General features: G+C 46.5%; 24 protein-coding genes and 1 pseudogene. 12 read left to right on the top strand and 13 right to left on the bottom strand.

The features are described 5' to 3' along the window. Positions 1-41: 41 nt before the first annotated feature. The 4 genes from J4N42_RS13835 to J4N42_RS13820 form a co-directional block, all read right to left on the bottom strand. A complete protein-coding gene (locus tag J4N42_RS13835) occupies positions 42-494 on the bottom strand; it encodes a DoxX family protein (protein WP_252028774.1) in 453 nt (150 codons plus the stop codon). Between the two features lie 10 nt (positions 495-504). Beyond that, the gene (locus tag J4N42_RS13830; RefSeq protein ID WP_252028773.1) at positions 505-1,269 is read right to left on the bottom strand and encodes an HvfC/BufC N-terminal domain-containing protein; all 765 of its coding nucleotides are present in this window, start codon (positions 1,267-1,269) and stop codon (positions 505-507) included. Then, positions 1,266-2,123 carry an MNIO family bufferin maturase gene (bufB, locus tag J4N42_RS13825; RefSeq protein WP_252028771.1) on the bottom strand — a complete coding sequence of 286 codons (858 nt, stop codon included), beginning with the start codon at positions 2,121-2,123 and terminating at the stop codon, positions 1,266-1,268. Before bufB ends, J4N42_RS13830 begins: the two co-directional genes overlap by 4 nt. 124 nt (positions 2,124-2,247) lie before the next feature. Beyond that, the gene (locus J4N42_RS13820) at positions 2,248-2,508 is read right to left on the bottom strand and encodes a BufA1 family periplasmic bufferin-type metallophore (protein ID WP_252028770.1); all 261 of its coding nucleotides are present in this window, start codon (positions 2,506-2,508) and stop codon (positions 2,248-2,250) included. Positions 2,509-2,775: 267 nt separating this feature from the next. Here J4N42_RS13820 and uvrD point away from each other — a divergent pair, with 267 nt between their 5' ends. Beyond that, entirely contained in the window at positions 2,776-4,950 is a 2,175-nt protein-coding gene (gene uvrD, locus J4N42_RS13815) for a DNA helicase II (protein ID WP_252028767.1), read from the top strand. Between the two features lie 72 nt (positions 4,951-5,022). Here the strand turns inward: uvrD and tpx are convergent, their stop codons facing one another. The 5 genes from tpx to rarD all read right to left on the bottom strand — a co-directional run bounded on the left by tpx (position 5,023) and on the right by rarD (position 10,758). Next, the gene (gene tpx / locus J4N42_RS13810) at positions 5,023-5,520 is read right to left on the bottom strand and encodes a thiol peroxidase (RefSeq protein ID WP_252028766.1); all 498 of its coding nucleotides are present in this window, start codon (positions 5,518-5,520) and stop codon (positions 5,023-5,025) included. An 803-nt stretch (positions 5,521-6,323) separates the two neighbouring features. Further along, positions 6,324-8,075, bottom strand: coding sequence for a gamma-glutamyltransferase (gene ggt / locus J4N42_RS13805; protein WP_252028764.1), 1,752 nt, complete (start codon positions 8,073-8,075; stop codon positions 6,324-6,326). Between the two features lie 144 nt (positions 8,076-8,219). Then, the gene (locus tag J4N42_RS13800) at positions 8,220-8,882 is read right to left on the bottom strand and encodes a LysE family translocator (protein ID WP_252028762.1); all 663 of its coding nucleotides are present in this window, start codon (positions 8,880-8,882) and stop codon (positions 8,220-8,222) included. A gap of 68 nt (positions 8,883-8,950) precedes the next feature. Continuing rightward, complete coding sequence (locus tag J4N42_RS13795) at positions 8,951-9,754, bottom strand: AraC family transcriptional regulator (RefSeq protein ID WP_252028760.1); 804 nt, start codon at positions 9,752-9,754, stop codon at positions 8,951-8,953. Between the two features lie 86 nt (positions 9,755-9,840). Then, positions 9,841-10,758, bottom strand: coding sequence for an EamA family transporter RarD (rarD, locus tag J4N42_RS13790; protein ID WP_252028758.1), 918 nt, complete (start codon positions 10,756-10,758; stop codon positions 9,841-9,843). A 157-nt stretch (positions 10,759-10,915) separates the two neighbouring features. On the opposite strand from rarD, the gene recQ reads away from it, so the two are divergent. The 3 genes from recQ to J4N42_RS13775 all read left to right on the top strand — a co-directional run bounded on the left by recQ (position 10,916) and on the right by J4N42_RS13775 (position 13,983). Further along, the gene (recQ, locus tag J4N42_RS13785) at positions 10,916-12,754 is read left to right on the top strand and encodes an ATP-dependent DNA helicase RecQ (RefSeq protein WP_252028748.1); all 1,839 of its coding nucleotides are present in this window, start codon (positions 10,916-10,918) and stop codon (positions 12,752-12,754) included. Then, positions 12,747-13,052, top strand: coding sequence for a DUF3630 family protein (locus J4N42_RS13780; RefSeq protein ID WP_252028747.1), 306 nt, complete (start codon positions 12,747-12,749; stop codon positions 13,050-13,052). Before recQ ends, J4N42_RS13780 begins: the two co-directional genes overlap by 8 nt. 259 nt (positions 13,053-13,311) lie before the next feature. After that, positions 13,312-13,983: a 7-cyano-7-deazaguanine/7-aminomethyl-7-deazaguanine transporter gene (locus tag J4N42_RS13775; protein WP_252028746.1), complete on the top strand. Its 672-nt coding sequence runs from the start codon at positions 13,312-13,314 to the stop codon at positions 13,981-13,983. Between the two features lie 63 nt (positions 13,984-14,046). Here the strand turns inward: J4N42_RS13775 and J4N42_RS13770 are convergent, their stop codons facing one another. Continuing rightward, positions 14,047-14,637 (bottom strand): mechanosensitive ion channel family protein, encoded by a 591-nt coding sequence (locus J4N42_RS13770; RefSeq protein ID WP_252028744.1) that lies wholly within the window; start codon positions 14,635-14,637, stop codon positions 14,047-14,049. Between the two features lie 375 nt (positions 14,638-15,012). Between J4N42_RS13770 and J4N42_RS13765 the strand changes: the two genes are divergently transcribed. Continuing rightward, complete coding sequence (locus J4N42_RS13765; protein WP_252028742.1) at positions 15,013-15,783, top strand: TerC family protein; 771 nt, start codon at positions 15,013-15,015, stop codon at positions 15,781-15,783. Here the strand turns inward: J4N42_RS13765 and J4N42_RS13760 are convergent. The 3 genes from J4N42_RS13760 to rhlB all read right to left on the bottom strand — a co-directional run bounded on the left by J4N42_RS13760 (position 15,767) and on the right by rhlB (position 20,204). Then, positions 15,767-17,224 (bottom strand): winged helix-turn-helix domain-containing protein, encoded by a 1,458-nt coding sequence (locus J4N42_RS13760; RefSeq protein WP_252028740.1) that lies wholly within the window; start codon positions 17,222-17,224, stop codon positions 15,767-15,769. The genes J4N42_RS13765 and J4N42_RS13760 overlap by 17 nt on opposite strands. A 158-nt stretch (positions 17,225-17,382) precedes the next feature. Further along, a complete protein-coding gene (gene gppA / locus J4N42_RS13755; RefSeq protein ID WP_252028738.1) occupies positions 17,383-18,876 on the bottom strand; it encodes a guanosine-5'-triphosphate,3'-diphosphate diphosphatase in 1,494 nt (497 codons plus the stop codon). 20 nt (positions 18,877-18,896) lie between these two features. Then, entirely contained in the window at positions 18,897-20,204 is a 1,308-nt protein-coding gene (rhlB, locus tag J4N42_RS13750) for an ATP-dependent RNA helicase RhlB (protein WP_252028737.1), read from the bottom strand. A gap of 112 nt (positions 20,205-20,316) precedes the next feature. Between rhlB and trxA the strand changes: the two genes are divergently transcribed. From trxA to fre, 7 genes and pseudogenes are all read left to right on the top strand, one after another. Then, positions 20,317-20,643, top strand: coding sequence for a thioredoxin TrxA (gene trxA / locus J4N42_RS13745; protein WP_004409639.1), 327 nt, complete (start codon positions 20,317-20,319; stop codon positions 20,641-20,643). A gap of 203 nt (positions 20,644-20,846) precedes the next feature. Continuing rightward, positions 20,847-22,106, top strand: coding sequence for a transcription termination factor Rho (rho, locus tag J4N42_RS13740; protein WP_004741192.1), 1,260 nt, complete (start codon positions 20,847-20,849; stop codon positions 22,104-22,106). Between the two features lie 107 nt (positions 22,107-22,213). Next, positions 22,214-23,209 (top strand): hypothetical protein, encoded by a 996-nt coding sequence (locus tag J4N42_RS13735; RefSeq protein WP_252028736.1) that lies wholly within the window; start codon positions 22,214-22,216, stop codon positions 23,207-23,209. Positions 23,210-23,317: 108 nt separating this feature from the next. Continuing rightward, positions 23,318-24,704 (top strand): annotated as a pseudogene (gene ubiD / locus J4N42_RS13730) (4-hydroxy-3-polyprenylbenzoate decarboxylase); the annotation flags it as partial. Between the two features lie 65 nt (positions 24,705-24,769). After that, positions 24,770-25,177 carry a hypothetical protein gene (locus J4N42_RS22670; protein WP_503034769.1) on the top strand — a complete coding sequence of 136 codons (408 nt, stop codon included), beginning with the start codon at positions 24,770-24,772 and terminating at the stop codon, positions 25,175-25,177. Continuing rightward, entirely contained in the window at positions 25,174-25,443 is a 270-nt protein-coding gene (locus J4N42_RS13725; protein ID WP_252028734.1) for a 2Fe-2S iron-sulfur cluster-binding protein, read from the top strand. The genes J4N42_RS22670 and J4N42_RS13725 overlap by 4 nt, the downstream gene beginning before the upstream one ends. Positions 25,444-25,457: 14 nt before the next feature. Continuing rightward, positions 25,458-26,171 (top strand): NAD(P)H-flavin reductase, encoded by a 714-nt coding sequence (fre, locus tag J4N42_RS13720; RefSeq protein WP_252028732.1) that lies wholly within the window; start codon positions 25,458-25,460, stop codon positions 26,169-26,171. Positions 26,172-26,463 lie beyond the last annotated feature (292 nt).

The raw sequence follows: 26,463 nt of genomic DNA, 5'->3' as shown, positions 1-26,463 counted from the left end.
TTTTTTATGTTTAGGTATTCAGGCTGTGAGATGAACTCGACTTAAAGAAATTTACTGCGTAGCCATTTGTCGGCTGAAAGAGGCCCCGGTCCCCACACCACGAAGATCAAAATCATTAACCCCCATAGCTGGTGGTCGTAGAAACCTTTTTCCCAAAGGAGTGGGTAGGAAACCACGGCAATGATGTTAAACACAAATAAGATAGCGCCCATTGGTCTAGTAAGCAGGCCTAGCGCAACGAATACAGGCAGAATAAGCTCTGCAGCCGTACCCATGTAAGCGGCGAGCTGCCAAGGTAGGATCGGGACTTGGTACTCGTATTCAAATAGATACAGCGTGCTGTCCCAAGAGGCGATTTTAACGAGTCCGGAATTAAAGAATACCCAAGCGACCCAAAGTCGGCAGAAAAGCAGCAGTAGTGGTACAAATCCACATTGCAGTTTGGACACTAAGCTGTCGTATGTTTCGGCGAGATTTTTTATAGAATTTGTCATCGCTCTGTCCTTATTTGTGGGAAAGGGTGAAGCCAGCAATAAGGGCTAGCTCAATCAGGCCATTCAATTGGCCAAGTAACTCGGCTGGAACATCAGCCAAGCATTGCCCAGCCTGTAAGTGGCTAAGCAGTTGAAATTGGGTTTCTGGCAGCGATTTGCTGTATGGGGTGCCTTGGGAATCACATGCGATCACACCTTGCTCAGCTTGATTGATTTCTAAGCCGTCGAATTGTTGATTCAAAATGGCGAGCTGCAAAGAAAACACTGCATACTGTGAAGCATACGCAATCACACTAGGCTGAAGATGGAATCGCAGTTGGCCGTGTAATTCGGGGGCAATTTGGCTGAGTTCACTCAGCGGGCGGACGTCAGTGGCCAAATCGAGAGAGTTAAACTGTTGTTGAGCGAGGTCGATCGACCATTCGAAACGAGCCACCTCTGGTGCATAGGGCGCCGCTTCTAATACCGCAGGAAATTGCTCAATAGTACGAGCGAAATGCTCACCATAATGACTGACGTCACCTTGAGTCAGTGGGTAGCAGAGGACATGTTGACGTGCCAGCTGAGCAAAACATTCTTCGCCAAGCAATTGCTCGACCATCGGATAGGTGGCACTCAGCACTTCACTCAAACTGATCACAAAGTTATTGCGGTAGATTTGCATCCGTTCATCAGCGCTGAATAAATCGCTAACGACATGGCACTCTTCTCCTGTGGCCTGATAATGCAGCGCTTTAGCAAACTGGCCCTGCAATTGTGCAAGTGAAACCGTCATGATGCTTGCCTCTTGAGTTGCTCAATATGCAAAAGCAGATCGCTGGCTTTACTGGCTTCGTGCAGCAGCACTTGCGGCTCTGGGATATCGAGGTCCCATTCAATGAGCGTATGCCTCGCACCGTGCTGCGTGGTCCACTTTTCAAATAGGTGCCACACTTCTTGGCTGACTGGTCGGCTGTGGGTATCAATCCATATTTTACCTTTTTCAAGCTCCTTAACGGTAAAACCAGCTAAGTGAATTTCATCGACGGCATGGGCCGGAATGGCATTGAGATAGGTGTCGCAGTCGAAACCGTGATTGAACGCTGAGACGTGCACGTTATTGAGATCAAGCAACAGCCGACAATCGGTACGCTTATGCACTTCGGCTAGAAACTCCCATTCCGAAATAGTGGAATGGTTAAATTTCAAATAGCTGGATGGGTTTTCAATCAACAACTCACGACCCAGCGTGTCTTGTACTTCCAGTACATTTCGGCAAAACACTTGCAGAGCTTCTTCTGTGTAAGGTAGTGGAAGTAAATCGTTGAAATAGACACCGCCATTCTCGCTCCAGCTCAAATGATCAGACACCAGGAAGGGGTTGATGTCGTTAATCAGCTCTTTGAGCTGGGCGAGATGCGATTGGCTAACTCGCTCGACACTACCGAGTGACAAGCCGATGCCATGGCAGCTGATTTGATATTGACTGGACATCGCCCTGAGTGCTTTGCGCGCCGCCGAATGCGGCTGAAAGTAATTCTCGCTATGAATTTCCAACCAATCCAGCATTGGCGGTTGGGAAGCGAAAAACTCAAGGTGAGGTGTGCGTAAACCAACCCCAACTTTATTGTGATAAGTGGCATGCGACACGGCGATAATCCTAATTTAATGTTGTAGAAGCTAACAGCAGATAGAAACAAGCAATCAGTAGAAATAAATCAGGTGTGCTGGTTGAGCGTCAGCACACCTTAGATTACTTATTTGCAGAGCTTGCTTAAGCAGACTCGGTGCTACCACCAGTAAGTTTGCCACACAGTCCTTTAGGAACGACTACGAACGCATCTTTTTGGTTATCTTCTTTTGCAGTACCTGCACAAGAGCTTGTTTTAGTTGCACAATCATTTTTACCTGCTTTAGAAACGCCGTAGCATTTTTCTTTTTCAGCAGCGACAGCAGGAGCGGCAGTAAGCATAGTGCCACCTAGAGCAAGAAGACCAGTAACAGCAGCGGTAACAGCAAGATTAGACTTTTTCATAGTAATTTCCTCAGACTTTATTCCTTTGTTTAATTGAGCAAGTGAATCATCAGGTAATTCATCAACTTGCTTAAATTAAAGGATAGAAAATGCGCTGAAAAACTTTCATAAAAGTTATGTTTTATTATCAATTTATTTAAATTTTTAATTTAACTTGTTGATTTAGTGTGTAAAAAAACAGCGAATTTTTTATCGTTTTTTGTCTGATATCGGTGAGTTGTTTAGGTTATAATCACCGTCCATGTATAAATAACCAGTAGCTTAGCCATGATAGATCCCAACCTTTTAATCGACGGTCTCAACGATAAACAACGTGAAGCTGTCGCTGCGCCGTTAGAGAATTTGTTGGTGCTTGCGGGTGCGGGTAGTGGTAAGACCCGCGTCTTAGTACACCGTATTGCGTGGCTGATGTCGGTCGAGCAAGCCTCTCCGTTTTCCATTATGTCGGTCACCTTTACTAACAAAGCGGCAGCAGAAATGCGCGGTCGTATTGAAGAACTGATGATGGGCAGCGCATCTGGCATGTGGAACGGTACTTTCCATGGCATCTGTCACCGCATTCTTCGAGCGCACTATCTTGATGCCAAGCTACCGGAAGATTTTCAAATCATCGATACCGATGACCAGATTCGCCTATTGCGTCGCTTAATCAAAGCGCAGAACCTAGATGAAAAGCAGTGGCCAGCTAAGCAAGCGGCATGGTGGATTAACGGCAAGAAAGATGAAGGGCTACGCCCGAGCCACATTGATGCCTACCACGATCCGGTGACGCAAACGTACCTGCAGCTTTACTCGGCATATCAAGAAGCCTGCGATCGCGCTGGCCTGGTCGATTTCGCGGAAATTCTGCTGCGAGCACACGAGCTACTGCGTGATAAAAAACACATTCGTGAGCATTACCAAGCGCGCTTTAAACATATTTTGGTCGACGAATTTCAAGATACCAACAACATTCAGTATGCGTGGCTCCGTATGATGGCTGGGCCTGAATGTCACGTAATGATCGTTGGTGATGACGACCAGTCTATCTATGGTTGGCGTGGTGCTAAAGTCGAAAACATTGAAAAATTCACTGTTGAATTTCCAAGCGTTAATACGATTCGCCTCGAGCAAAACTACCGCTCGACCAAAACTATTCTGGAAGCCTCGAATACCCTGATTGCTAATAACACTGAGCGTATGGGTAAAGAGCTGTGGACAGAGGGTAAAGAGGGTGAGCCCATTTCGGTTTATTCTGCTTACAACGAGCTAGACGAAGCACGCTTTGCGGTCAGCAAGATCAAAGAGTGGCAGGATAAAGGTGGAGCTCTGAACGACTCTGCAATGCTATACCGAAATAACGCCCAGTCACGCGTGTTGGAAGAAGCATTAATTCAAGCGGGCTTACCTTACCGAATCTATGGCGGCATGCGATTCTTCGAGCGTCAGGAAATCAAAGACGCTTTAAGCTACCTGCGTTTGATGGCCAACCGTAACGACGACGCAGCATTTGAGCGAGTAGTGAATACCCCAACACGTGGCCTTGGTGATAAAACGCTAGAGACCATTCGTTTTGCGGCGCGAGATCGCGGCGCGACAATGTGGGATGCCTCTCAAGCTCTGTTGGACGAACAAGTGTTGCCAGGCCGTGCTGCGGGCGCATTAAGTCGCTTTATTGAGCTGATTAATGCTCTGGAAGACGATTCGGTAGAAATGCCACTGCATGAGCAGACTGACCATGTGATCAAGTACTCTGGTTTGTATGCCATGTATGAGCAGGAAAAAGGTGAAAAGTCTAAGGCGCGTATTGAGAACTTGGAAGAGCTTGTGACCGCAACTCGCCAGTTCGAGAAGCCGGAAGAAGCGGAAGAAATGACCTTGCTAACGGCCTTCTTAACTCACGCGGCGTTGGAATCCGGTGAAGGGCAGGCGGATGAGTTTGAAGATGCCGTGCAATTGATGACGCTGCACAGTGCAAAAGGCCTAGAGTTCCCAATGGTGTTTATGGTTGGGGTCGAAGAAGGCATGTTCCCAAGCCAAATGTCTGCGGAAGAAGCGGGGCGTTTAGAAGAAGAGCGTCGCTTATGTTATGTAGGTATGACGCGTGCAATGGAAAAGCTCTACATTACTTATGCAGAGATGCGTCGTCTTTATGGTCAGGACAAATATCACAAACCGTCACGCTTTATCCGTGAACTGCCAGAAGGCTGTTTAGACGAAGTACGTATGAAAGCCCAAGTCAGTCGCCCTGCAAGTAGTGGTCGCTTTAGTCAGACTGCGGTGAAAGAGAGCTTCAATGAAACCGGCTTTGCACTTGGTTCACGCGTGATGCACCCTAAGTTTGGTGAAGGTACCATCATTAACTTTGAGGGCAGTGGCCCACAAGGCCGCGTACAAGTTGCTTTTAATGGTGAAGGGATCAAGTGGTTGGTCACGGCGTATGCGCGGCTAGAAAAGCTGTAAAGCCTTCACGTACCTAACTGTTAACAAAAAAGAGCTGCCATTGGCAGCTCTTTTACTATTGAGTCGAGTCTATTACAGTGCAGCCAGTGCCGCGTCGTAGTTTGGCTCTTCAGTGATCTCTGCTACTAACTCGCTATGAGTGATCAGGCCTTCTTCATTGATGCACACTACTGCGCGTGCGGTTAGGCCAGCCAATGCACCTTCTGCGATCGCAACACCGTACGCTTGAGCAAAGTCAGGAGAACGGAACGTTGAAGCGTGTTGTACGCCTTCAATGCCTTCTACTTCGCAGAAACGGCCTGCTGCAAATGGGAGGTCAGCCGAGATGCATAGCACAACCGTGTTGTCTTGGTTAGCTGCTTTCTCATTGAACGCACGGACGCTTTGAGCGCACACTGGCGTATCGATGCTTGGGAAAATGTTTAGAATAACTTTCTTTCCTTTGAGCGCCTCAAGAGTCAGCTCTGAAAGGTCGCCTGCAGTAAGAGAAAATGAAGTGGCTTGAGTGCCTTTCGCAGGGAAAGAGCCAGAAAGGGGTACAGCAGCGCCTTGAAAAGTTACATTTGACATGATAATAGTCCTTATTATGTGTGTGGTTATGAAACTAATTGAATTTCATGGCAACTACATTACGTAGAGATGGCCAAGAAGTGAACCGTGAAAGTGTGAATTTTTATGTGAGAGAGGGGATTTATCCCATTTAAGTTGGATAGAAATCCACAGGGGTAAAGATAGATAGGATTAAAAAAGAAAAACCCCGAGAGCTTGCGCTCATCGGGGTCGTAGTCTTACTCGCAGCAATCCGGCTACTAAGTGTGCTCCATGCATCTAATCCATGATAGTGTGCTGTAATCCTTCAGCGTATTCCTTTCGTCGCCATCCTAGCGGTGTCCATGACCTTATCCTGGTCTGCCAACAATCCTCGTTAGCGCGCTTCACTTGTTCCTTGAGCGGTGTCCCTTACATCATCCTGATGTTCAGTCCTTTCCTCGTCCAGAGGTGTCCATTGTCTTTCCTTAGTAGCAACCATCCTAGTTACTATTGCGTCCATTCAATGTCCATTTCGCTATCCATGCCGATTATTCATCCTAAATAATCGAATCTTCATCCTGAAGATAACCAAATCCGTGGCTTTTTCCTGTTCCGTGTCAGACTCCTTCCGACAGGGTTAATATTATCGATTCCTGATTTATCAGCAACGCACTCAGTATAAATACTTGACTCAATAGAGTGGTTAATAACTAGTCATATCCATTTAAATCAATGGGTTATGTTTTTTTATATTCTTTTATCTGTAGTAAAAAGAGAGTTTTACTCACCCTCTTGTGCGAGATCTCGCACAAGAGGGTGAGCGGATCGAGTAATGTATGTAATCAGTGGCCTATCGCTGTCCCTTCTCGGCGCGGGTCGGCTGCGCCTTCTAATCCATCTTTAGTCAATCTAATTGCATGAATACCCGAATTTAGGTCGCGTACATTAACGTCAAAGCCCATTTTCTCTAGCTCAGGTTTAAGCGTTTCCGCAGATGTCCCTTGTTCTACATCCAACTCACCAAAGCGGTTAAGTAAGCGCGGTTGATTAGCTGCTTGCTGAATATCCATGTCCCACTGAGTGTGGGCAATAATGGTTTGTGCGACATAGCCGATTATGCGACTGCCACCGGGAGAGCCTATAGCCATATAAGGTTTGCCACCTTGCATCATGATTGTCGGTGCCATTGATGAACGTGGGCGCTTGCCTGGTTCCAACCGATTAGCGATTGGCTTGCCGTCACTATGTGTACGGAAAGAAAAGTCAGTCAGTTCGTTATTGAGTAAAAAGCCGTTCACCATTAAGCGTGAACCAAAGGCATTCTCAATAGTGGTGGTGATGGATACCACGTTGCCGTCTTGGTCGACGACATTAAAGTGGCTGGTTGATGGCAGTTCAATTGACTCATCTTGACTGAGTTTCATAGCGTGAGCCCAAGGAGGGTTGCCAGCAGGGGCCGACTCTAACGCTTTGCCCGGAGTAATCAGCTTTGCACGGTCTTTCATGTAGCTTGTATCAAGTAAACCTTGGGTTGGCATAGGAACAAAGTCTTGATCGGCCATGTACAGGCCGCGGTCAGCGAACGCGAGACGGGAAGCATCGGCAATCACCTGCCAAGACTTAGCACTGTTGGCTCCCCATGAACGTAGGTCAAACTGTTCGGTCATTGCCAGAATTTGTCCAACGGTCAGCGCGCCTGAACTTGGTGGCCCCATGCCACATACCTGATAGCTTTGATACGGTGAACATACCGGTTCACGCTGTTTAATTTGGTAACTGTCGAAATCGACTTGAGCCAACACGCCTGGGTTGCCCGGGGCATTTTGTACCGTATTAATGATATTTTGCGCGATGTCGCCTTGGTAGAAGGCTTTCGCCCCTTGCTCAGCAATAGCCGTTAAAGTTGCGGCGTACTCTGGGTTTTTCAGTAAGGTCCCTGCTTGCTTGGGCTGGCCATTATCATCGAAGAAATAGGCTTTAGTTGCCGCAAAGCGGCTTAAGCGCTGTTGGTCTTTGTCGATCAGCGTAGCGAGACGTGGACTGATTTCGAAGCCTTGTTCGGCCACTTTAATCACAGGAGCAATCAGCTTTGCCCATTCTAGCTTGCCGTATTTTTGGTGGGTGTCCCACATCAATTGAATAGTACCCGGCGTTGCAACTGAGCGGCCACCGACCACTGCGTCATAGAACTTCATAGGTTGACCTGATTCATCCAGGAACAACTTGGGTGTTGCGTTGAGCGGGGCTGTTTCTCGGCCATCGTAACTGGTGAGCTGATTGTTCTTCGCGTCCCAGTACACCAAGAACGCGCCGCCACCAATACCCGAAGACTGTGGTTCGACCAGCCCCAGCATCAGCTGTACGGTCACCATAGCATCAATCGCGTTGCCGCCTTGTTTGAGGATATCGGCGCCTGCCTGAGTTGCGATAGGGTTGGCCGCTGTCACCATCCAATCACTGGCTTTGACCAGAGATTTCTTTTCGAAACCAGAACTGTGTTCTGGAGCGACGGCATCGGCAGCTTGATTAGCCCAACTGACTTGGGATGCGAGTAGAGCCCCGCAAGTTACGAAGAGCTTTTTGTTCCACAGCATCGTGTTCTCCTTGTTATTATTTTCTGAGACATGGTTTTTTAAGACAGAAACAGAGGTATCAGTTTTCAGAGACAGATTGGCAGTGGATATTGAGCAGGTCTAGCCCTTTGTTATCAAATTGTAAGCGTGATTCAAGTTTGCGAATTAGCCGACCAGCGACAGGATTGACTGAATAAAGATGCTGACGCCAATGGTGCTAAAGATTAGGCCGCAAACCGCATCTATATACACGCTGGCCTTAAGCAACTTAGTTTGTAACTTGGCGGTCGAAAGAACCCAAGCCAGTAGCGAAAACCACAGCATAGATAAACCAAATAGGATCACTAGCGCGATGCCTTTTCCAACCAACGACATACCCGCTGGAACTAAGCTCGACATCAAGCTGACAAAAAACACTAAGGCTTTTGGATTAAGGATGTTAGTGGCGAATCCACGTGAGAATGCTTGGCGTTTGTTGTTCAGTAGCAAATGCGGCTTAACCGTAGGTTGTGAGTCATCGTTCGGTTGTCGCAGTCGAGCTGTGGTGGCTGTCAGGGCACCGTAGCCCAAGTAGGCTAAGTAACTACCTCCAGCTAATTGCAATAAGGCAAACAGAGTAGGGTGCTGGTGCACTAAGTAGCTGACGCCTGTTAGGCTCAGTAATGAGTGAAGCAAGATGCCAACCGATAGCCCCAAAGCAATATACAAACCCGTTTGTCGACCATAACGAGTGGCGTTTTGTACCACTAAGGCGAAGTCTGGCCCTGGGCTCATTAACGCGATGAAATGGACGCTGGCTAAGGTGAGTAAAATAGCGGTTTCGTTCATGGGTGTGGTACTTGTAAGCAGATTAATGGCTCAGAGTGTGCCACAACCAAAAGTACCGCGATTGTAAATTATTGACAGCCGCTAATATAAGAAGGGGAAACACCATAAGTCATTTTGAATGCTTTGCTGAAATGAGCTTGATCGTAAAAGCCAACTTGATGGGCGACTTGTGTGCCTTTGTAGCCCGATTTGAGTAGTTTCATTCCCTGCTCTAAGCGTAGGCGGCTCAGCCATGCATAAGGGGTAAAGCCAGTTTTGGCCTTAAAGTGGCGCTGAAACTGGGTTGGACTGAGTTGGCATAAATCGGACAGCTGGTCTAATCGTACCGCTTGGTCGAGGTTCGCCAGTAAGTAGTCTTTTAAGGTTGCCAGCGATTGATTACCCAGCGCAATCGGATCTTTTTGTTGGACGGATCCATAATGGTTAAATAAATGGCTAAGTCCTTGGTAAGGTAGGCAATCTTTCTCTAGTTGGCTGAGGTTATCTTGGCTTAATGCACGATGAAGGTTAAATAATTGTGAAAAAACAGCTCGATCCGAGATGATCAACTGATTAAAGCGCATCATTTGACCACTTTGCTTAAGATCGGCCAGATCGCTCAGCCAGTGTGGTTCGATCGCAAAGACACGGACTTGGTAGCCAGAATCAAGTTGGGAGTGCCCATCGTGCAGTTCGTCTGGCGGCATAATCACAATCTGCCCACTTCCGACATGATGACTGCTGCCTTTGGTGTGGAACTTCTGTTCACCTTGGGTGATTAAGCCAATATGGTAATCCAAGTGATAATGGCGCTGAAATGCGAACTTATGGTAATTCGCCTCAATTAAATTGAGCGCACTATCGGCGGTGTTGTAGTAGTGAACAGTATCCATGCACGAAAAAGCTTGGTTAGAATATAACCAAGCTTATCTTTCAAATCTGCACTTGTCTTGTAAAAAACGATCAATTCGACCAGTCGTTACTTCGATACTTGATTAGCACGCTTGGTTTTCTTGTTATTACGTAAACCATCGAAGCTAAATACCACCAGTGCACCCCAGATAAAGGCGAAAGTGATGGCTTTGTCTGGGGTAAAATCTTCACCGTAGATCAGCACGGCTAATAAGAACATCAAGCTTGGGCCTATGTATTGGAAGAAGCCCAGAGTCGACAGCTTTAAACGCGTGGCTGCGCCGGTAAAGCACAGTAGTGGTAGGGTGGTCACTACACCTGCGGCGATCAGGAGCAGGTTGAGCGTCATTGGGTTGTCTGCGAAGCTGGATGTGGCCGAGTCGGCAATAAACAGTAAGTAAACCAACGCTGCTGGTAGCAATACTAAGGTTTCAACGAACAAACCCGTTTGTGCATCTAGGCTGACTTTTTTACGCAGCAGCCCGTAGAGGCCAAAAGTCATCGCAAGCGCAATTGCCACGACTGGCACTGAGCCAAACGCAATCAGTTGGACTAATACGCCACATGCGGCTAACGCAACCGCAAACCACTGCAGCTTTCTTAGTCTTTCGCCTAAGAAAATCATTCCGAGCAACACGTTTATCAATGGGTTGATGTAATAGCCTAAGCTGGCATCCAGCATATGATTCGCGTTCACCGCCCAAATGAAAATTAACCAGTTTATGCCAACTAGGACTGCCGTTGTCACGAGGTAGATCATCTTGGTCTTTGACTTCATTACATCGCGCACACTTCGCCAGCGACGGCTAAAGTGCAGCAACCCTGCGAGCAAGAAAAATGACCACACTACACGGTGGCTCAGAATTTCAAATGCGGAGACTTCACCGAGCGCTTTGAAGTAGATCGGGGCAATCCCCCACATGGTGTAAGCGCCAATCGCAAGTAACACGCCTTGGCGTGCTCTTTGTTGTTCTTCTAATGTCATGGAACGTCACAGTGCAAAGTGATTAGGATGGATAGGTCAGTATACGAGGGCGGTGCAGATTCACCTAACAATTTGCGGTTTTATTCACCCCAATTCCCCACTACAATGTGCCCCTTGCGTATGTAACGCACCCGTAGATATTCAACTGAGATAATTCATGACCTCGACACTGTTAGCCCAGCAACCAGAAGCGGAAGCGCCTACGCCACAAGGCATCTTAGAAGATGTATTTGGCTATCAAAGTTTCCGTGATGGTCAGCTTGAGGTCATTGAAGCGGCAGTCAACGGCCTAGACAGCCTAGTGATTATGCCAACCGGTGGCGGTAAGTCACTGTGTTACCAAATTCCGGCATTGGTGCGCTCTGGTTTAACCTTAGTGATTTCGCCTTTGATTTCATTGATGAAAGACCAAGTCGATCAGCTTAAAGCCAATGGTGTGGCGGCTGAATGCATTAACTCTGCAATGCCAAGAGAAGAGCTGATTAGCGTCTACAACCGCATGAATTCTGGCGCACTTAGATTAGTGTATGTGTCGCCAGAACGTGTGCTGATGCGCGATTTCATCGAACGATTGGAGAGTTTGCCGCTTTCGATGATTGCCGTTGATGAAGCGCACTGTATTTCTCAGTGGGGGCATGACTTTAGACCGGAATACGCGTCGCTAGGGCAGTTGAAGCAACAGTTCCCTCACGTGCCATTTATGGCTCTGACTGCGACAGCCGATGATGCGACTCGCAATGACATTGTCCATCGCCTCAGTTTAAACGAACCACATAGCTACTTAGGCAGCTTCGATCGCCCAAACATTCGCTACACCTTGGTCGAAAAGCATAAACCTGTGTCTCAGGTGATTCGTTACCTTGATACTCAAAAAGGTAACTGCGGCATTATCTACTGTGGTAGCCGTAAGAAAGTGGAAATGCTGACCGAAAAGTTGTGCAACAACCATATTCGTGCCGCGGGCTATCATGCTGGTATGGAAACTGACGAGCGCGCCTACGTTCAAGAAGCATTCCAACGAGACGATATTCAAATCGTTGTCGCGACAGTGGCATTCGGCATGGGGATCAATAAACCCAATGTTCGCTTTGTGGTGCACTTTGATATTCCACGTAACATCGAATCTTACTACCAAGAAACTGGCCGAGCAGGTCGTGATGGCCTACCAGCAGAAGCCATGATGCTCTACGACCCAGCTGATATCAGTTGGCTTCGCCGTATGTTGGATGAAAAAGACGATGGCCCGCAAAAGCAGGTTGAGAGTCATAAGCTCAATGCGATGAATGCTTTTGCGGAAGCGCAAACATGTCGCCGCCAAGTTCTACTTAACTACTTTGGTGAATATCGTGAGCAGCCATGTGGTAACTGCGATATTTGCCTCGATCCGCCAAAACGATTCGACGCCAAAGAAGAAGCGCAAAAAGCGTTGTCTTGTGTGTACCGAGTTAACCAAGGCTTTGGTATTGGCTATGTGGTGGAAGTGCTACGTGGGATGCAGAACATTCGTATTCGAGAAAATGGCCACGATAAGCTTTCCACGTATGGGATTGGTCGGGATCATAGTCATGATTACTGGGTGAGTATTTTCCGCCAGCTGATCCACAAAGGGCTGTTATTCCAAAACATCACCCGTAACTCGACTTTGCAGCTCACTGAAGAAGCGCGTCCATTACTGCGTGGTGATATGGAACTCGAGTTAGCGGTTCCAAGGCTTGATACCGCTGCGCGCGCGGCTAAATCGGATAAGCTATCGAGCAAAAACTACGATAAGAAGCTATTTGCTAAGCTACGTAAATTGCGTAAGGCGATTGCCGATGAAGATGGCTTGCCACCTTATGTAGTATTCAGTGACGCCACCTTAATTGATATGGCCGAAATTCTGCCAACCTCTTACGGTGAAATGTTGGCCGTAAATGGAGTCGGGCAACGTAAGCTAGAGAAGTACGCAGACCCATTTTTAGATCTCATTCAGGAGCATTTAACTCATCATGGATAAGCAATTTGGTTTAATGGAGTACCAGCAAAGTGAAGGGCGTATTTTAATTAGCGCACCACGCTTTGATTTCGATTACTTTCCGGAGTTGGGTGAACAGTTGGTATCGATGCTGTCGGCCAGTGTGATAGAGAAACAGTGGGATGCCGATATACACTCTTGGTTGATTGACTTTGAAGGTTGCCAATTATTCCTCAAAGCAGAGCATTACAGTGAGTCCCTTTGGTTGGAAGCTTTATCAGTCGCAGACTCGCAAGAAGAACTCGACTATTTAGCCGGCCTGTTTCGCCGCGGCTTCTAAAGCTGCGTCATAAATATCAATTCGAACTTATAGAAAAATGATTCCCATCATTTAAATTTATTTGATGGGTTTAATCGATTGCGCAAAAACTGACCCTTGCGACAGGAATTGGTTAATGTATAATCGCCCGCCGCTGTGACTCATCAAACAAACGAGTTCAGCAGGTTAATTTTTTACATTGTTGGTATGAATCGGCGCTACGAATAGCTCCATTCAATTTGGGTTCCCTCGCCCCCAAACCAAACTAAAAAGGTATCGCATGAGTAACTTTACCCCTGCGCAGCAGCGCAAAGCCCTTTTCTTATTAGTCCTATTTCACCTGATCATCATTGCATCCAGTAATTACCTGGTACAACTGCCGTTCACTGTGTTTGGTTTTCATACCACTTGGGGCGCATTCACTTTTCCATTTATCTTCTTAGCCACTGACCTAACAGTACGTATTTTTGGGGCTCAGTTGGCGCGCCGCATTATTTTCTTGGTGATGTTACCCGCACTGGCAGTGTCTTACGTTTTATCGGTACTGTTCTTTGAAGGGCAATTCCAAGGTGTCGGCCACTTAAGTGAGTTCAATTTATTTGTTGCGCGTATCGCGATCGCAAGCTTCATGGCTTACCTACTCGGTCAGATTTTAGATGTGCATGTGTTTAACCGCCTGCGTCAACTCAAGCAGTGGTGGATTGCACCAACTTGTTCAACGCTGTTTGGTAATGCGTTGGATACCATCGCTTTCTTTGCGATTGCTTTCTACCAAAGCCCAGATCCGTTTATGGCTGAGCACTGGACTGAAATCGCGCTGGTGGACTACGGCTTCAAGCTCGTGATCAGCCTTGGCTTATTTGTGCCAATGTACGGTGTGCTTCTTAACTACATCGTGAAGAAAATCACAGCAGTGAATCCTAGCTTCAAAGCTTCGGGTGTGAATGCTTAGCCGCTAAACCACCCTTGATGTTATTTCGAGAGCCCTTTGGTTGTTATCAGCCAAAGGGCTTTTTTATGCCTTGCCTTTTCCTTCCAGCTTAGATTGCCTGCGGATCTCTGCGTTCTTTATCGTGGTGGTAATGTTTTTCTGTATCACCTTTGTCACGCTCTTTTGCAGCAGTAGCGAGTTAGGGTAGGTAATAATGTTGCCATCTGGATGACGAATTAAGGTGTGGAACATGCGTATTTCAAGAATTTTTCCCTCTATGCCTTCCCCATCGGCGACCACTATGAAGTCTCCGATTCGGTACGGAAAGACAAAGAAAATTAAAAAGCTGGCGGTGATGTTGCTCAAAATCGACCATTGGGCGATGAAGCCGACACCAAACACCGTAAACACAGACGAGATAAAAATCGAGAAATTACCGTAGCCGATACCACTGACAATGATGTAACTGGCCGACAGAAACACAAAATAGGTGATATTGAAGCAACGAATGATGAACGCGCTGCGTGTCGATGAAACCGCTTTATTGTGCGCCAGTGTGGTGATGGTTCTGTTGGTAAAACGTTTTAGTAGCCAAAATACCAGTAAGAAAAGCAACCCAAGCAATATGTCGTACTCTCGTAGCGTGGCAAAAATTGTATAGATGGTGTCTAGCATAGCGCCCCCTAAATGAATGAGAGGGTATTGTGTAAAGCGGCACTCTTTTTCGCATCATCAAACTCTTATCTTTTTATCATTTCCACTAATTGCTAGTCGGCTTCGAACTCCACGCACTCGGCTGTGGTTAGTATTTTTATATTTAAGTAGTTGAAACTAATTGCTTTATATTTTCTTTATATTCTGTTTATTGATAGGTGACGCTTTGCTGATGTCACAGATTTATTGATTTGTAGAATGGCCGACCTTTTTACTTTCAGGTGGGAAAACCATGATATTTATTGCAATCAAACTAGTCAGTGTATGCGTTTATAAATGGCGTAATAGACAGTCCGATCTTTCATCTTCAGTTATTAAGTGTCAGGGGGGGAAGTGATGGTCACTGACTATTTGGTTGCGTTTAGTACTTTGTTATTGCTGGAAGTGATTCTCGGCGTCGACAACGTCATATTTATCTCGATTTTGGTTGAGCGTTTACCGACAGGGCTGCAACGAAAAGTGCGTAACTTGGGTATCGGCTTGGCAGTAGTATCGCGTATTGCTCTGGTATTTTCGGTGTCTTGGCTCATGTCATTAACCGAGCCAGTGGTTGGCATTTCAACATGGATGTTTTCTGGTAAAGATTTAATTTTGATTTTTGGCGGTGCGTTTTTGCTGTTAAAGAGCTTAAAGGAGTTGCTGGCTTGGCTGCAGTCGAAAGGGTACGCTGAAAAAGGCGCTATGACCGCAAGCGTGACCTTAATTGTTCTGCAAATCATTGCGATTGACGCAGTATTCTCATTTGATTCGGTGATCACGGCGGTTGCCTTGGTTCATGATGTCGAGATCATAGTGGCCGCGATTGTGATTTCCGCCATTATCATGCTGGCACTGGCGGAAAAAATTCAGCTCACTATCGCGGCATATCCTGGACTCAAGCTGTTAGCACTACTGTTTCTTATTCTTCTGGGGGCGATGTTGGTATTTGAAGGTACTGGGTTTGAAGTGGACAAGAGCTACACCTATGTCGTGCTTGCATTTGGCCTAACGCTTGAGATTCTGCACATTATTCTGGATAGGCAGCAGAAAAATATCAGCCGCTCCCTATCTGAGGTAGCGGCTGATGAAAAGTTTCGTCAACGACTGGAAGCTACTCAAATTCTTTAAGTAGTGGGTCTAAGTTGCTGTCAAAGAATAGTGGTGAAGCAAACTGTACTGCTCGTAATGATGAGTTACTCTGCGTGGCTTTGAGGTACAGTTCTTTTGCTGCGCCGCCATTTCCTCGTGACTCTTCTGCTTTGGCAAGCAACAAGTAAGACAGGATAGAATGTTTTTGATCGGGCAGAGATAGCAGTATGCGCATGGCTTTTTCTGGATTGTCTTCAGAAAGTGCCATCATTGCCATCGCATCATAAACACGTGGCATTTTCCCTTGTTCAAGCAGACGGGTGAGTCTATCGCGATACTCATCATTAAGAGCAACAGTCATCTGCTGCTTGTTTGAATCATTGGAATTGAAGATACGGAACATTTCACCGATGTAATTCACGGTGTAGGTGAAGTCGTGATCCGGAGCTAACTGTTTGGCGAGGCGAAGGTTCACTAAAGCCTTTTCCATTGGCTCACCGTTATACAAGTAACCAATGCCAGTAAGAACGTGTTCTAACGCTGCTTCATCACTAGGAAGTTGTTCAAGTAGCTGCATCAACTCTTGCTTGGGTGGTGAGATATACAGTGCGCCCAACATGTCATCCAACATCGAGAACAGCGTTTGATGAATCGATGCCAGCTCGGTGGGGTAGCGTCGGCTAAGGTGGCCCTGATTAGACACGCGGTTGTGATAGCGCATGGTTAAGCGAGTGTATTGGCCATCACGGCTAGGAGAGGTCGCCAGTTTCAGCTCAATCGCAGCGATTTTCTGCAACTCAGGACTATGGACGATGCGGATATTGCTGTAGTAGCCAACATATTCAATAAATTTAGTGACCACACCAAACAAAACCGGATCCTGTTGAATGTCGTCACTGATCTCTAATACCACGTAGCGAGACTCAAAGTTTCCTAGTCGAGTAGGTTGACTGATGGGAGGTGAAGTTTGGTTGCCCAAGGCGGAATATAGGATGTAGCCTGTTTCGAAGCAGATGATGGTTGCGAGTGCTATTGGTAACCAAGGCTTTGTCCTTGGGGTAGGAGTTTTTGTAGAAGGGGCGGTGTCTTCTTTAATTTCCGGTCTAGTTTCAGGCTGAGGGTAGTCGGTAACCCCGCTGTTGCTGGTTTCATAGCTGACGCCTACTTCGGCAAAAAACTTATAGCCTCGTTTGGGAACAGTAATGATATAGCTTTCATTCTTGGTCGAGTTTTGCTTTAGAACCTTGCGCAACTCGAACACAGCTTGGGTGACGACTTGATCAGTCAGAATCATGCCATTCCAGACATTTTCAATCAGCTCATCACGGGTATGCGTCTGCCCAGGGTTCTGACAAAAGAACTCCAGCAGTTTACTAAGGCGCTTGTCGATGTTGATGGTCTTGTCGCTAAACACAATCTGCCCTTCATTTGGAATGAAAGACCATTCATCAATATTAAAGCTAGTCGCCTTACTCACCATGCACCGTGCTCCTTAGTGTCGAACTCCATCAAAAACAGTATATGGCATAATGTAATGATTTTTATGATGTTGTTTGAACTTTTGCGCTTAAGTCATCTATTGATAATTGAGTTACTTGTGGTGGGTGAGCAATAAAAAAGCCCTCCGAAGAGGGCTTTTTAGCATTCAATAATCGATAAAGGCCAACCAATATCGGTTTGTCGGTTGGCTTCAATCTCGAGCTCAGCACTGGTGAGTGGGTTCGATTCAAGCCACTGCTTGTCGATGGACAAGGTGAGTGTGTCTTGTTCAGCACGAAGTGTCACTGCTGGCTCTAATTCACAACTGCGTCTGTGTGTGAGTAGCACTGCTAAACGCAATAAGCGCAACACTCGTTTGCCGCTGGTACCTGATAAAGCGTGTTGTTCAGGCAGTGAGCTGAGTTGCTCACGGTAGCGACGGGCAGCTTCGGCTAGAAAGTGCTTTTGTGCGCGGGTGTAGCCCGGTAAATCTAAGTGATTTAAAAGGTATGCGCTGTGTTCGCCACCTTTTTTAAAATCGATGGTTAAACCAATCTCATGCAGCTTGGCTGCAGTTTGCAGTAATACTGCACCTTGCGGTTCGGCAATCCAGTTATCGCCGCCACACTGTTTAAGCAGTTTATCTGCGAGGTTAGATACTTGCTCGGCGTAAGCCACGTCGATTTGATAACGTGCTTGTACACTACAAATGGTGCGAGCACGAATGTCGTTTTGGCGTAGGCCATCGACCATTTCATAGACCAGTCCTTCACGGAGTGCGCCGCCGGCAAGTGTCATCGAGTCGATGTTGAGTAGCTCAAAGATGGCAATCAAAATGGATAAGCCACTCGGGAATACCAGAGCTCTTTCCAATGTTAACCCTTCGATCTCAAGCTCTTCCAGGTGGTCGGCTAGCATGGCCTGTTTCTGCAGTCGCTTAAGTTTTGCATGGGTAATGACTTCATCCATCCCTTGCGCCAGCATGATTTCTTGTAGCGCTTGAACGGTACCACTCGCACCCACACAGACGTCCCAGCCAATTTGCGTATATTGCTCTAGGATAGGGGCTAAGGTGTCTTTCGCTGCTGCGATTGCGTTGTCAAAGTTAGTTGCCGTCAGTTGACGGTCTTTGAAGTGGCGCTCTAGCCAAGTCACGCAGCCCATTTTCAAACTGGTGAGTGCTTTAGCGTCAAATCCTTCGCCGATGATAAGTTCAGTGCTTGCTCCGCCAATATCGACTACGAGTCGGCGCCCCATGCCACCAGAGGTGTGTGCGACACCTTTATAGATGGTAGCGGCTTCTTCTTCGCCAGAGATGACTTCAATGTCATAGCCTAGAATCTGATTGGCTTTACGTAAAAAGACATCCACATTGGTTGCAGTGCGAAGTGTCGCTGTGCCCACAATGCGGATGTTTTGCTTCGGAATATCTTGTAGTCGCTCAGCAAAGAGACTCAAACAGTCCCAGCCACGCTGCATAGCTTCCTGACTTAACGCATTATTTTCATCTAACCCTGCGGCTAAACGTACTTTGCGTTTTATCTTCGCCATTGTTTGAACGCTGCCATCGATATGACGCACAACGAGCATGTGAAAACTGTTCGACCCGAGGTCGATGGCTGCGTAAAGCGGTGATGAGACTGCCTGATTCATAAACGACTATAGCTTCCTTGTTATTGCGATTGTGATTGACGTTGCTGTCTTGGTCGACGGTTGTTTGGTCGACGGTTTCCTGAGCGAGAACCACCTGTGTTAGAGCGGCGTTGCTGAGGGTTGCGAGAACGCATACGTAGCGGCGCTGGAAGATCTTCGATCAGCGCAGATGAGTCGTACTCCGACATTGGGATTGCGTGCTCGATGTACTCTTCAATCGCTGGTAGGTTGATAGCGTAATCTTCACAGGCAAAGCTGATCGAGTGACCGCTAGCACCAGCACGACCAGTACGGCCAATACGGTGAACGTAATCTTCACAATCGTCAGGTAGGTCGTAGTTAAATACGTGCGTTACCTGTGGGATATGTAGGCCGCGAGCCGCAACATCGGTTGCAACAAGGATATCGACTTCACCCTTAGTGAATTGCTCAAGGATTTTTTCACGTTTCTTCTGTGGAACGTCACCTGTTAGTAGGCCAACGCGGTGACCATCTGCTGCCAAGTGGCCCCATACCGACTCACACTTATGTTTAGTGTTAGCAAATACAATCGCACGGTCAGGCCATTCTTCTTCAATCAGAGTTTGAAGCAGTGGCATTTTGTGCTCGTTCGACGGGTAGAACAATTCTTCTTGAATGCGGTGACCTGTTTTTTGGTCTGGTTCGACAACAACATGCTCTGGGTTGTGCATGTGCTCAAACGCGAGTTCTTGAACGCGGTAAGACAGAGTCGCCGAGAACAGCATGTTTAGGCGGTCTTTTGGCTCAGGCATACGACGGAACAAGAAGCGGATGTCTTTAATGAAACCAAGGTCGAACATGCGATCGGCTTCGTCTAGGACAACGGCTTGAATGTGGTTTAGGTTGAAAACCTTTTGCTTGTAGAAATCGATAATACGACCCGTAGTACCGATCAATACGTCTACACCTTTCTCAAGCTTCGCTAGTTGCTTATCGTAGCTTTCACCACCGTAAGCAAGTGCAGCTTTGATGCCAGTGCTTTCCATTAATGGAGCAGCATCATTAAAGATCTGAATCGCCAACTCACGAGTCGGAGCCATAATAATGGCACGCGGCTGAGTTGGTTTACGACCTTCATGCTCAGGTGTATTCAACAAATGGTTAAAGGTAGCAGTAAGAAACGCTAGCGTTTTACCAGTACCCGTTTGGGCCTGGCCTGCGATGTCTTGGCCGGTGAGCAGTACCGGCAACGCCAAGGCTTGGATAGGGGTACAATATTCGAACCCTTTTTTCTCCAATCCTTCAATAACTTGGGCGTTTAAATCCAAGTCGGCGAACTTTTGCTCTGTGATATGCGTCTTTTTCATTGCTATAGAATATCAGCTTAAGCTTGCAATACGAAAGTAAATACATTCCAATAGGGCATCTATTTACTGGTTATCATCCAACCAGTTCAGAAATAATACATTGGAGTGGAAGATGAGCGACAAGATTTTGCAGCTAACAGATGACGGTTTTGATGCCGACGTAATTAACGCTGCAGGCCCTGTTCTTGTGGACTTTTGGGCAGAATGGTGTGGCCCTTGTAAGATGATTGCACCAATTCTTGATGAAATCGCAGATGAGTACGAAGGCAAGCTGACTATCGGTAAATTAAATATCGATCAAAACGCTGGTACTCCACCTAAATTTGGTATTCGCGGTATCCCAACGTTACTTCTTTTCAAAGATGGTAGCGTCGCAGCAACTAAAGTTGGTGCACTTTCTAAGACTCAATTAAAAGAGTTCCTAGACGCTAATCTATAAGTAGCAAACTAAGCAAACCGTGCGATTTGAATAAATGCACGGTTTTGTTTTTGCTGCTCAACAAAATCTAGACTAGGCTACTATTTAGTGCTAGTTTATCGCACGTTAAATAAACAAGTGTTCACTTCTTGGTCGATCCTGAGACCAAATCCCTCTTAAACTAGAAAACAGATCCTATTTTGACTAAACAAGTATCTACCACAATGAATCTAACTGAATTGAAGAACAGACCCGTGTCTGAGCTTGTTAAACTTGGTGAAAGCCTTGGTCTTGAGAACCTAGCTCGCCTAAGAAAACAAGACATCATCTTCGCCATCCTCAAAGCTCACGCGAAAAGTGGTGAAGATATCTTTGGTGATGGGGTACTCGAAATTCTGCAAGACGGTTTTGGTTTCCTTCGTAGCGCCGATAGTTCTTACCTTGCTGGCCCAGATGATATCTATGTATCGCCAAGCCAAATTCGTCGTTTCAACCTTCGTACAGGTGACTCGATTGCTGGCAAGATTCGTCCACCGAAAGATGGCGAACGCTACTTTGCTCTACTAAAAGTCAACACTGTTAACCACGACAAACCTGACAACGCACGTAATAAAATCCTGTTTGAAAACTTAACTCCGCTACACGCCAACGAACGTATGGTGATGGAGCGTGGTAATGGTGCAACAGAAGATATTACAGCGCGTATCCTCGATTTGGCTTCACCAATCGGTAAAGGTCAACGTGGTCTTATCGTTGCTCCGCCAAAAGCGGGTAAAACCATGCTATTGCAAAACATTGCACAAAGCATTGCTCACAATCATCCTGAGTGTGAGTTAATGGTTCTACTGATCGATGAGCGTCCGGAAGAAGTAACTGAGATGCAACGCCTTGTTAAAGGTGAAGTAGTGGCATCAACGTTTGATGAGCCAGCATCTCGTCACGTTCAAGTTGCGGAAATGGTTATCGAGAAAGCAAAACGTCTTGTTGAGCACAAGAAAGATGTCGTCATCCTACTCGACTCAATCACTCGTTTAGCTCGTGCTTACAACACTGTAGTACCTTCATCAGGTAAAGTACTAACCGGTGGTGTGGATGCAAACGCTCTACACCGTCCTAAGCGTTTCTTCGGTGCCGCTCGTAACGTTGAAGAAGGCGGTAGCTTAACTATCATCGCTACAGCACTGGTTGATACTGGTTCTAAAATGGATGAAGTTATCTACGAAGAATTCAAAGGTACAGGTAACATGGAACTGCACCTTAATCGTAAGATTGCTGAAAAGCGTGTCTTCCCTGCGATTGATTTCAACCGCTCTGGTACTCGTCGTGAAGAGCTTCTTACTAAGAACGATGAGCTACAGAAGATGTGGATCCTGCGTAAGATTGTTCACCCAATGGGCGAAATCGATGCAATGGAGTTCCTCATCGACAAGCTTGCGATGACCAAGACCAACGATGAGTTCTTTGACGCGATGCGTCGTCAGTAAACTCTGACTTAAAATTCAGAAAACGCCACCGCTTATCGGTGGCGTTTTTTATTGCAATCTATCAATAGAACGCTCAGAATGAAGGCAATTGTTACAAGGAGGTTAACATGCAACAAGGAATGTTGTCGTCAGTTCTCCTATCTGGGCTACTGTTTATAGGAATGCCACTGGCGTCTGCGACGGAAATGCAGCCAGTTGTTGTACAGCAGTGGAAGCAAGATGAGCAGATCCAAACTAAAGTCGCTGAGCTTCTTCAATACGCTGTAGAAGATGAAGTCGACTCACTCAAATTTGCACTTCAGCGACTAGCGTTGCCTCAGCAAGAAGTCGCGCGCTTTCTATTGCTACAGAAAATTGAACAGCAAGATGTCGCGCTTACGTCTAAGATGGCTATCTTTGTTGAATCCCAACAAAAGCTGGTACCCACATACCAAGTTCTAGAGAAAGGTGACGGGTATGAGTTTGTTACCCCAGCATTTAATTACCCTGCTATTGCGAGTCGGTTACTTAAGCAATGGCAACAAGACCAAACCACACTTGATTTTGTTCTCATGGCGGAGCGTAAAGAGCTTAACCTTCTGACGTGGTTGTCGGGTAGTGAGTATCAGGTTCAGACCCGTGAAGCGTTACTTATTCGAGAGCTAGACAGCTTATCCCCAGAAGCGGTGCAAGCGCTGACTAAACAGTTTACTTCACAAGCGGTGACAAGTTGGTTGCCATCTTCTCAAGTTATGGTTCGCTTGGCGCAGGTGAGCGAAGACCCAGACATCTATAAGTTACTTTGGTTAATGAAGGCAGATCATCACAGTGAAAATGAGCTAGCGCGATTGGCCAATGTAGGGGATAAGTTTGCGTTAAACCAAGTGATGAATGCGACATCGAACCCGAGCTTGAAAGAACAGGCGTTGCTTGAATTGACCCGAGTAAAGCCAATGTCTGAAGAGGTCAAAGAATTTTTGGTTTCTCGTATGTCGATTACCGATGAAGCACCACTGGTAGCTCGTGAGTTAGCCGAGCAAGGTTACCGTGGGTGGTTAGAAGAGCTTTTGAGCAGTAACCAGCAAGTGAAAAGTAATGCTATTTCTCAAGTCTTATCTCAGTAAGACGTTTTCTGTGGATAGTGTTTGTAATGGACACACACAAAAAGGAGCAACGACAATTGCTCCTTTTTGGTATACTGCTGCCAGATTAACCAGCCAGCTAGAAGGCCTATGAGTTTTAAGGATTTACGCGATTTTATTGACTATTTGGAACAAAAAGGCCAGTTAAAACGCATTTCTCACCCTGTTGACCCTCACTACGAGATGACCGAAATCAGCGATCGTACTTTGCGTGCTGAAGGTCCAGCATTGCTGTTCGAAAGCCCAATTGGTTACGACTACCCAGTACTGACTAACTTGTTTGGTACACCAGCTCGCGTTGCAATGGGTATGGGGCGACAAGAGGTCAAAGAGTTAAGGGAAGTCGGCAAGTTGCTCGCGTACTTAAAAGAGCCAGAACCACCAAAAGGTTTCAAAGACGCATTGGATAAACTGCCAGTATTCAAACAAGTTCTGAATATGCCGGCTAAGCGCCTAAGAAAGGCAGCTTGCCAGCAAGTGGTATGGCAGGGTGACGAAGTCGATCTGGATAAAATCCCCGTAATGAGTTGTTGGCAAGATGATGTGGCTCCACTTCTAACGTGGGGACTGACGGTCACTCGAGGGCCGAACAAGAAACGCCAAAATCTGGGTATCTATCGCCAGCAAAAAATCGGCAAGAACAAGATCATCATGAGGTGGTTAGCTCACCGTGGTGGTGCGCTTGATTTGCGTGACTGGATGGAAACCAACCCTGGCAAGCCATTTCCTGTCTCCGTTGCTTTTGGTGCTGACCCAGCGACGATTCTTGGTGCTGTGACTCCGGTTCCTGACACTTTATCGGAGTATGCGTTTGCAGGGTTACTTCGTGGCAGTAAAACCGAAGTGGTCAAGTCGGTGAGCAATGATCTTGAGGTGCCAGCTAGTGCTGAGATTGTAATGGAAGGTTACATCGACCCTAGTGAGTTTGCCGACGAAGGTCCATATGGCGACCATACGGGTTACTACAACGAAAAAGAGAAGCATCACGTATTTACCATCACGCATGTCACAATGCGTGAAAAGCCTATTTACCACAGTACTTATACGGGCCGCCCGCCAGATGAGCCTGCAGTATTAGGTGTGGCGCTCAATGAAGTGTTTGTCCCGATCCTGCAAAAGCAATTTCCAGAGATCGAAGATTTCTATCTACCGCCAGAGGGGTGTTCATACCGAATGGCGGTAGTAACGATGAAGAAACAATATCCCGGCCATGCAAAGCGCGTCATGATGGGGGTGTGGTCTTTCTTACGTCAGTTTATGTACACCAAGTTTGTGGTTGTGTGTGATGAAAGTGTGAATGCGCGAGATTGGCATGAGGTGGTTCAAGCGATGAACGACACTATGCAGCCTCATCGTGATATTGTCATGATTGAAAGTACTCCGATCGATTCACTCGACTTTGCTTCCCCTGTTGTTGGATTGGGCTCAAAAATGGGCTTCGACGCAACTGTGAAATGGGAAGCGGAGGAAGCGCTAGGAGCGAAGTTTATTCCGCAGCAACAGAACGCAACCCGAGAGGTTGATGAGCAAGAATGCGAGCTGATGGTGGAAGCTCAGATACCTGAGGTGAACGACTGTTATCTAGCGCCAGGAGTAGGCGACAGCCGGATGGTCATTTTATCCATCGATAAGCAGCGTGCGGGACAGGCTCAGCATGTTCTAGCGCAGTTATGGTCTCAGCTTCATGACAAAGTGAATGTCAAGTTTGCTATCGTGGTTGATGGTGACGTCAATATCAGAGATTGGAACGATGTTATATGGGCAATTACCACCCGTATGGATCCATCTCGAGACACTATAATGTGCGATAAGCATGGGTCTAAAGCAGGCTTGGATGCGACCAATAAACTTGAGGGTGAAGTAGAGCGGGAGTGGGGTATTCCAATAACCAAAGACCCTGAACTCGTCGCTAAGATTGACGCAATTTGGGATCAACTAGGTATCTTATGACCTATACAGTCATTTTGTTACCCAATGAAATAAAATTCCAAGTTTCAAAAGGGCAGACGGTGTTGGAAGCGGCGCTCAACCAAAACATCAACTTTCCACATCGTTGCCAAGTTGGTGCATGTGCGATGTGCATGTGCAAGAAAATAGAAGGTCATGTGTCATATCACCTTGAACCTATGCTTACAGAGAAAGAGCAAGATCAAGGTTGGATATTTCCATGCCAAGCCTTCGCAGAAAGTAATTTAGTCCTTACTCTAGACGAGTAAGTGAGAGGAAGACCATGACTATTAAATGTAAAGTGAAGTCCATTGAGCCATTGGCAAGTAATACCTACCAAATTTTGCTACACCCTGAAACGCCAGTTGCGTTCAAAGCAGGTCAGTATCTAATGGTAGAAATGGGTGAAAAAGATAAGCGTCCATTTTCAATTGCGAGCAGTCCTTGTCGTCATGAGGGCGAGCTGGAGCTTCATATAGGTGCTGCTGAGCACAATGCTTACGCTTTGGAAGTTGTCGAAGCGATGAAGCAAGCGCTGCAAGATGGTAGTGATATCAATATCGATGCGCCACACGGTGACGCTTGGGTAAAAGAAGAAAGTGAACGACCACTACTCCTTATTGCTGGTGGTACAGGGTTCAGCTATGTACGCTCTATTCTAGATCACTGTATAAGCCGCAATAAATCCAATGAAATTTATCTTTATTGGGGTGCTAAAGATGACAGTCAGTTGTATGCGAAAGCTGAGTTGCTAGCAATTGCAGAAGAACATAGTAACGTTCACTTCATTCCAGTCGTCGAAGATGCTCAAGCTGATTGGCAAGGTAAAGTAGGTAATGTGCTTCAAGCTGTAGAGAGTGATTTCGAATCTCTTGCGGATTATGACATTTACATCGCTGGTCGATTTGAAATGGCGGGTGCTGCACGTGAGCAGTTTACTCAAAACAAAGAAGCGAGCAGTGCCAACATGTATGCAGACGCTTACGCATTTATCTAATTTGTTAGCGTGCTGTGATGAAAAAGAGGGCTTTTAGCCCTCTTTTTTGACTTTTTGATGCAATATTAATCGAACAAACCATTTTTCGGTTTTTTTTGAGAAAAGGGCTTGCACCCAAATCTAATCTCCCTATAATGCGCATCCACTGACACGGCAGACGCCACAAGGCTTCAGCAACGTCAGAGAGGTGAAAAGCTTCTGAGAAAATAAATTTGAAAAAGTGTTTGACTCTTCAAATTATCTCGCTAGAATGCACCTCCGCTTTGAGAGAAAAGTTTCTTGAAAAGCCAAG

Source organism: Vibrio sp. SCSIO 43135, from assembly GCF_023716665.1.
Lineage (GTDB): Bacteria > Pseudomonadota > Gammaproteobacteria > Enterobacterales > Vibrionaceae > Vibrio > Vibrio paucivorans.
Note: the sequence above shows the minus strand (reverse complement) of the source record. Positions and strands in the feature narration are given on the sequence as shown.

Excerpts from the sequence above, each read along its gene's own strand:
- tpx (WP_252028766.1), bottom strand. The coding sequence starts at position 5,520 with ATGTCAAATGTAACTTTTCAAGGCGCTGCTGTACCCCTTTCTGGCTCT.
- rarD (WP_252028758.1), bottom strand. The coding sequence starts at position 10,758 with ATGACATTAGAAGAACAACAAAGAGCACGCCAAGGCGTGTTACTTGCG.
- trxA (WP_004409639.1), top strand. The coding sequence starts at position 20,317 with ATGAGCGACAAGATTTTGCAGCTAACAGATGACGGTTTTGATGCCGAC.
- J4N42_RS13795 (WP_252028760.1), bottom strand. The coding sequence starts at position 9,754 with ATGGATACTGTTCACTACTACAACACCGCCGATAGTGCGCTCAATTTA.
- rho (WP_004741192.1), top strand. The coding sequence starts at position 20,847 with ATGAATCTAACTGAATTGAAGAACAGACCCGTGTCTGAGCTTGTTAAA.
- J4N42_RS13765 (WP_252028742.1), top strand. The coding sequence starts at position 15,013 with ATGGTCACTGACTATTTGGTTGCGTTTAGTACTTTGTTATTGCTGGAA.
- fre (WP_252028732.1), top strand. The coding sequence starts at position 25,458 with ATGACTATTAAATGTAAAGTGAAGTCCATTGAGCCATTGGCAAGTAAT.
- J4N42_RS13725 (WP_252028734.1), top strand. The coding sequence starts at position 25,174 with ATGACCTATACAGTCATTTTGTTACCCAATGAAATAAAATTCCAAGTT.
- gppA (WP_252028738.1), bottom strand. The coding sequence starts at position 18,876 with ATGAATCAGGCAGTCTCATCACCGCTTTACGCAGCCATCGACCTCGGG.
- J4N42_RS13735 (WP_252028736.1), top strand. The coding sequence starts at position 22,214 with ATGCAACAAGGAATGTTGTCGTCAGTTCTCCTATCTGGGCTACTGTTT.
- J4N42_RS13770 (WP_252028744.1), bottom strand. The coding sequence starts at position 14,637 with ATGCTAGACACCATCTATACAATTTTTGCCACGCTACGAGAGTACGAC.
- recQ (WP_252028748.1), top strand. The coding sequence starts at position 10,916 with ATGACCTCGACACTGTTAGCCCAGCAACCAGAAGCGGAAGCGCCTACG.
- J4N42_RS13820 (WP_252028770.1), bottom strand. The coding sequence starts at position 2,508 with ATGAAAAAGTCTAATCTTGCTGTTACCGCTGCTGTTACTGGTCTTCTT.
- uvrD (WP_252028767.1), top strand. The coding sequence starts at position 2,776 with ATGATAGATCCCAACCTTTTAATCGACGGTCTCAACGATAAACAACGT.
- J4N42_RS13835 (WP_252028774.1), bottom strand. The coding sequence starts at position 494 with ATGACAAATTCTATAAAAAATCTCGCCGAAACATACGACAGCTTAGTG.
- ggt (WP_252028764.1), bottom strand. The coding sequence starts at position 8,075 with ATGCTGTGGAACAAAAAGCTCTTCGTAACTTGCGGGGCTCTACTCGCA.
- J4N42_RS13780 (WP_252028747.1), top strand. The coding sequence starts at position 12,747 with ATGGATAAGCAATTTGGTTTAATGGAGTACCAGCAAAGTGAAGGGCGT.
- J4N42_RS22670 (WP_503034769.1), top strand. The coding sequence starts at position 24,770 with ATGGTGGAAGCTCAGATACCTGAGGTGAACGACTGTTATCTAGCGCCA.
- J4N42_RS13800 (WP_252028762.1), bottom strand. The coding sequence starts at position 8,882 with ATGAACGAAACCGCTATTTTACTCACCTTAGCCAGCGTCCATTTCATC.
- J4N42_RS13775 (WP_252028746.1), top strand. The coding sequence starts at position 13,312 with ATGAGTAACTTTACCCCTGCGCAGCAGCGCAAAGCCCTTTTCTTATTA.
- J4N42_RS13830 (WP_252028773.1), bottom strand. The coding sequence starts at position 1,269 with ATGACGGTTTCACTTGCACAATTGCAGGGCCAGTTTGCTAAAGCGCTG.
- J4N42_RS13760 (WP_252028740.1), bottom strand. The coding sequence starts at position 17,224 with ATGGTGAGTAAGGCGACTAGCTTTAATATTGATGAATGGTCTTTCATT.
- rhlB (WP_252028737.1), bottom strand. The coding sequence starts at position 20,204 with ATGAAAAAGACGCATATCACAGAGCAAAAGTTCGCCGACTTGGATTTA.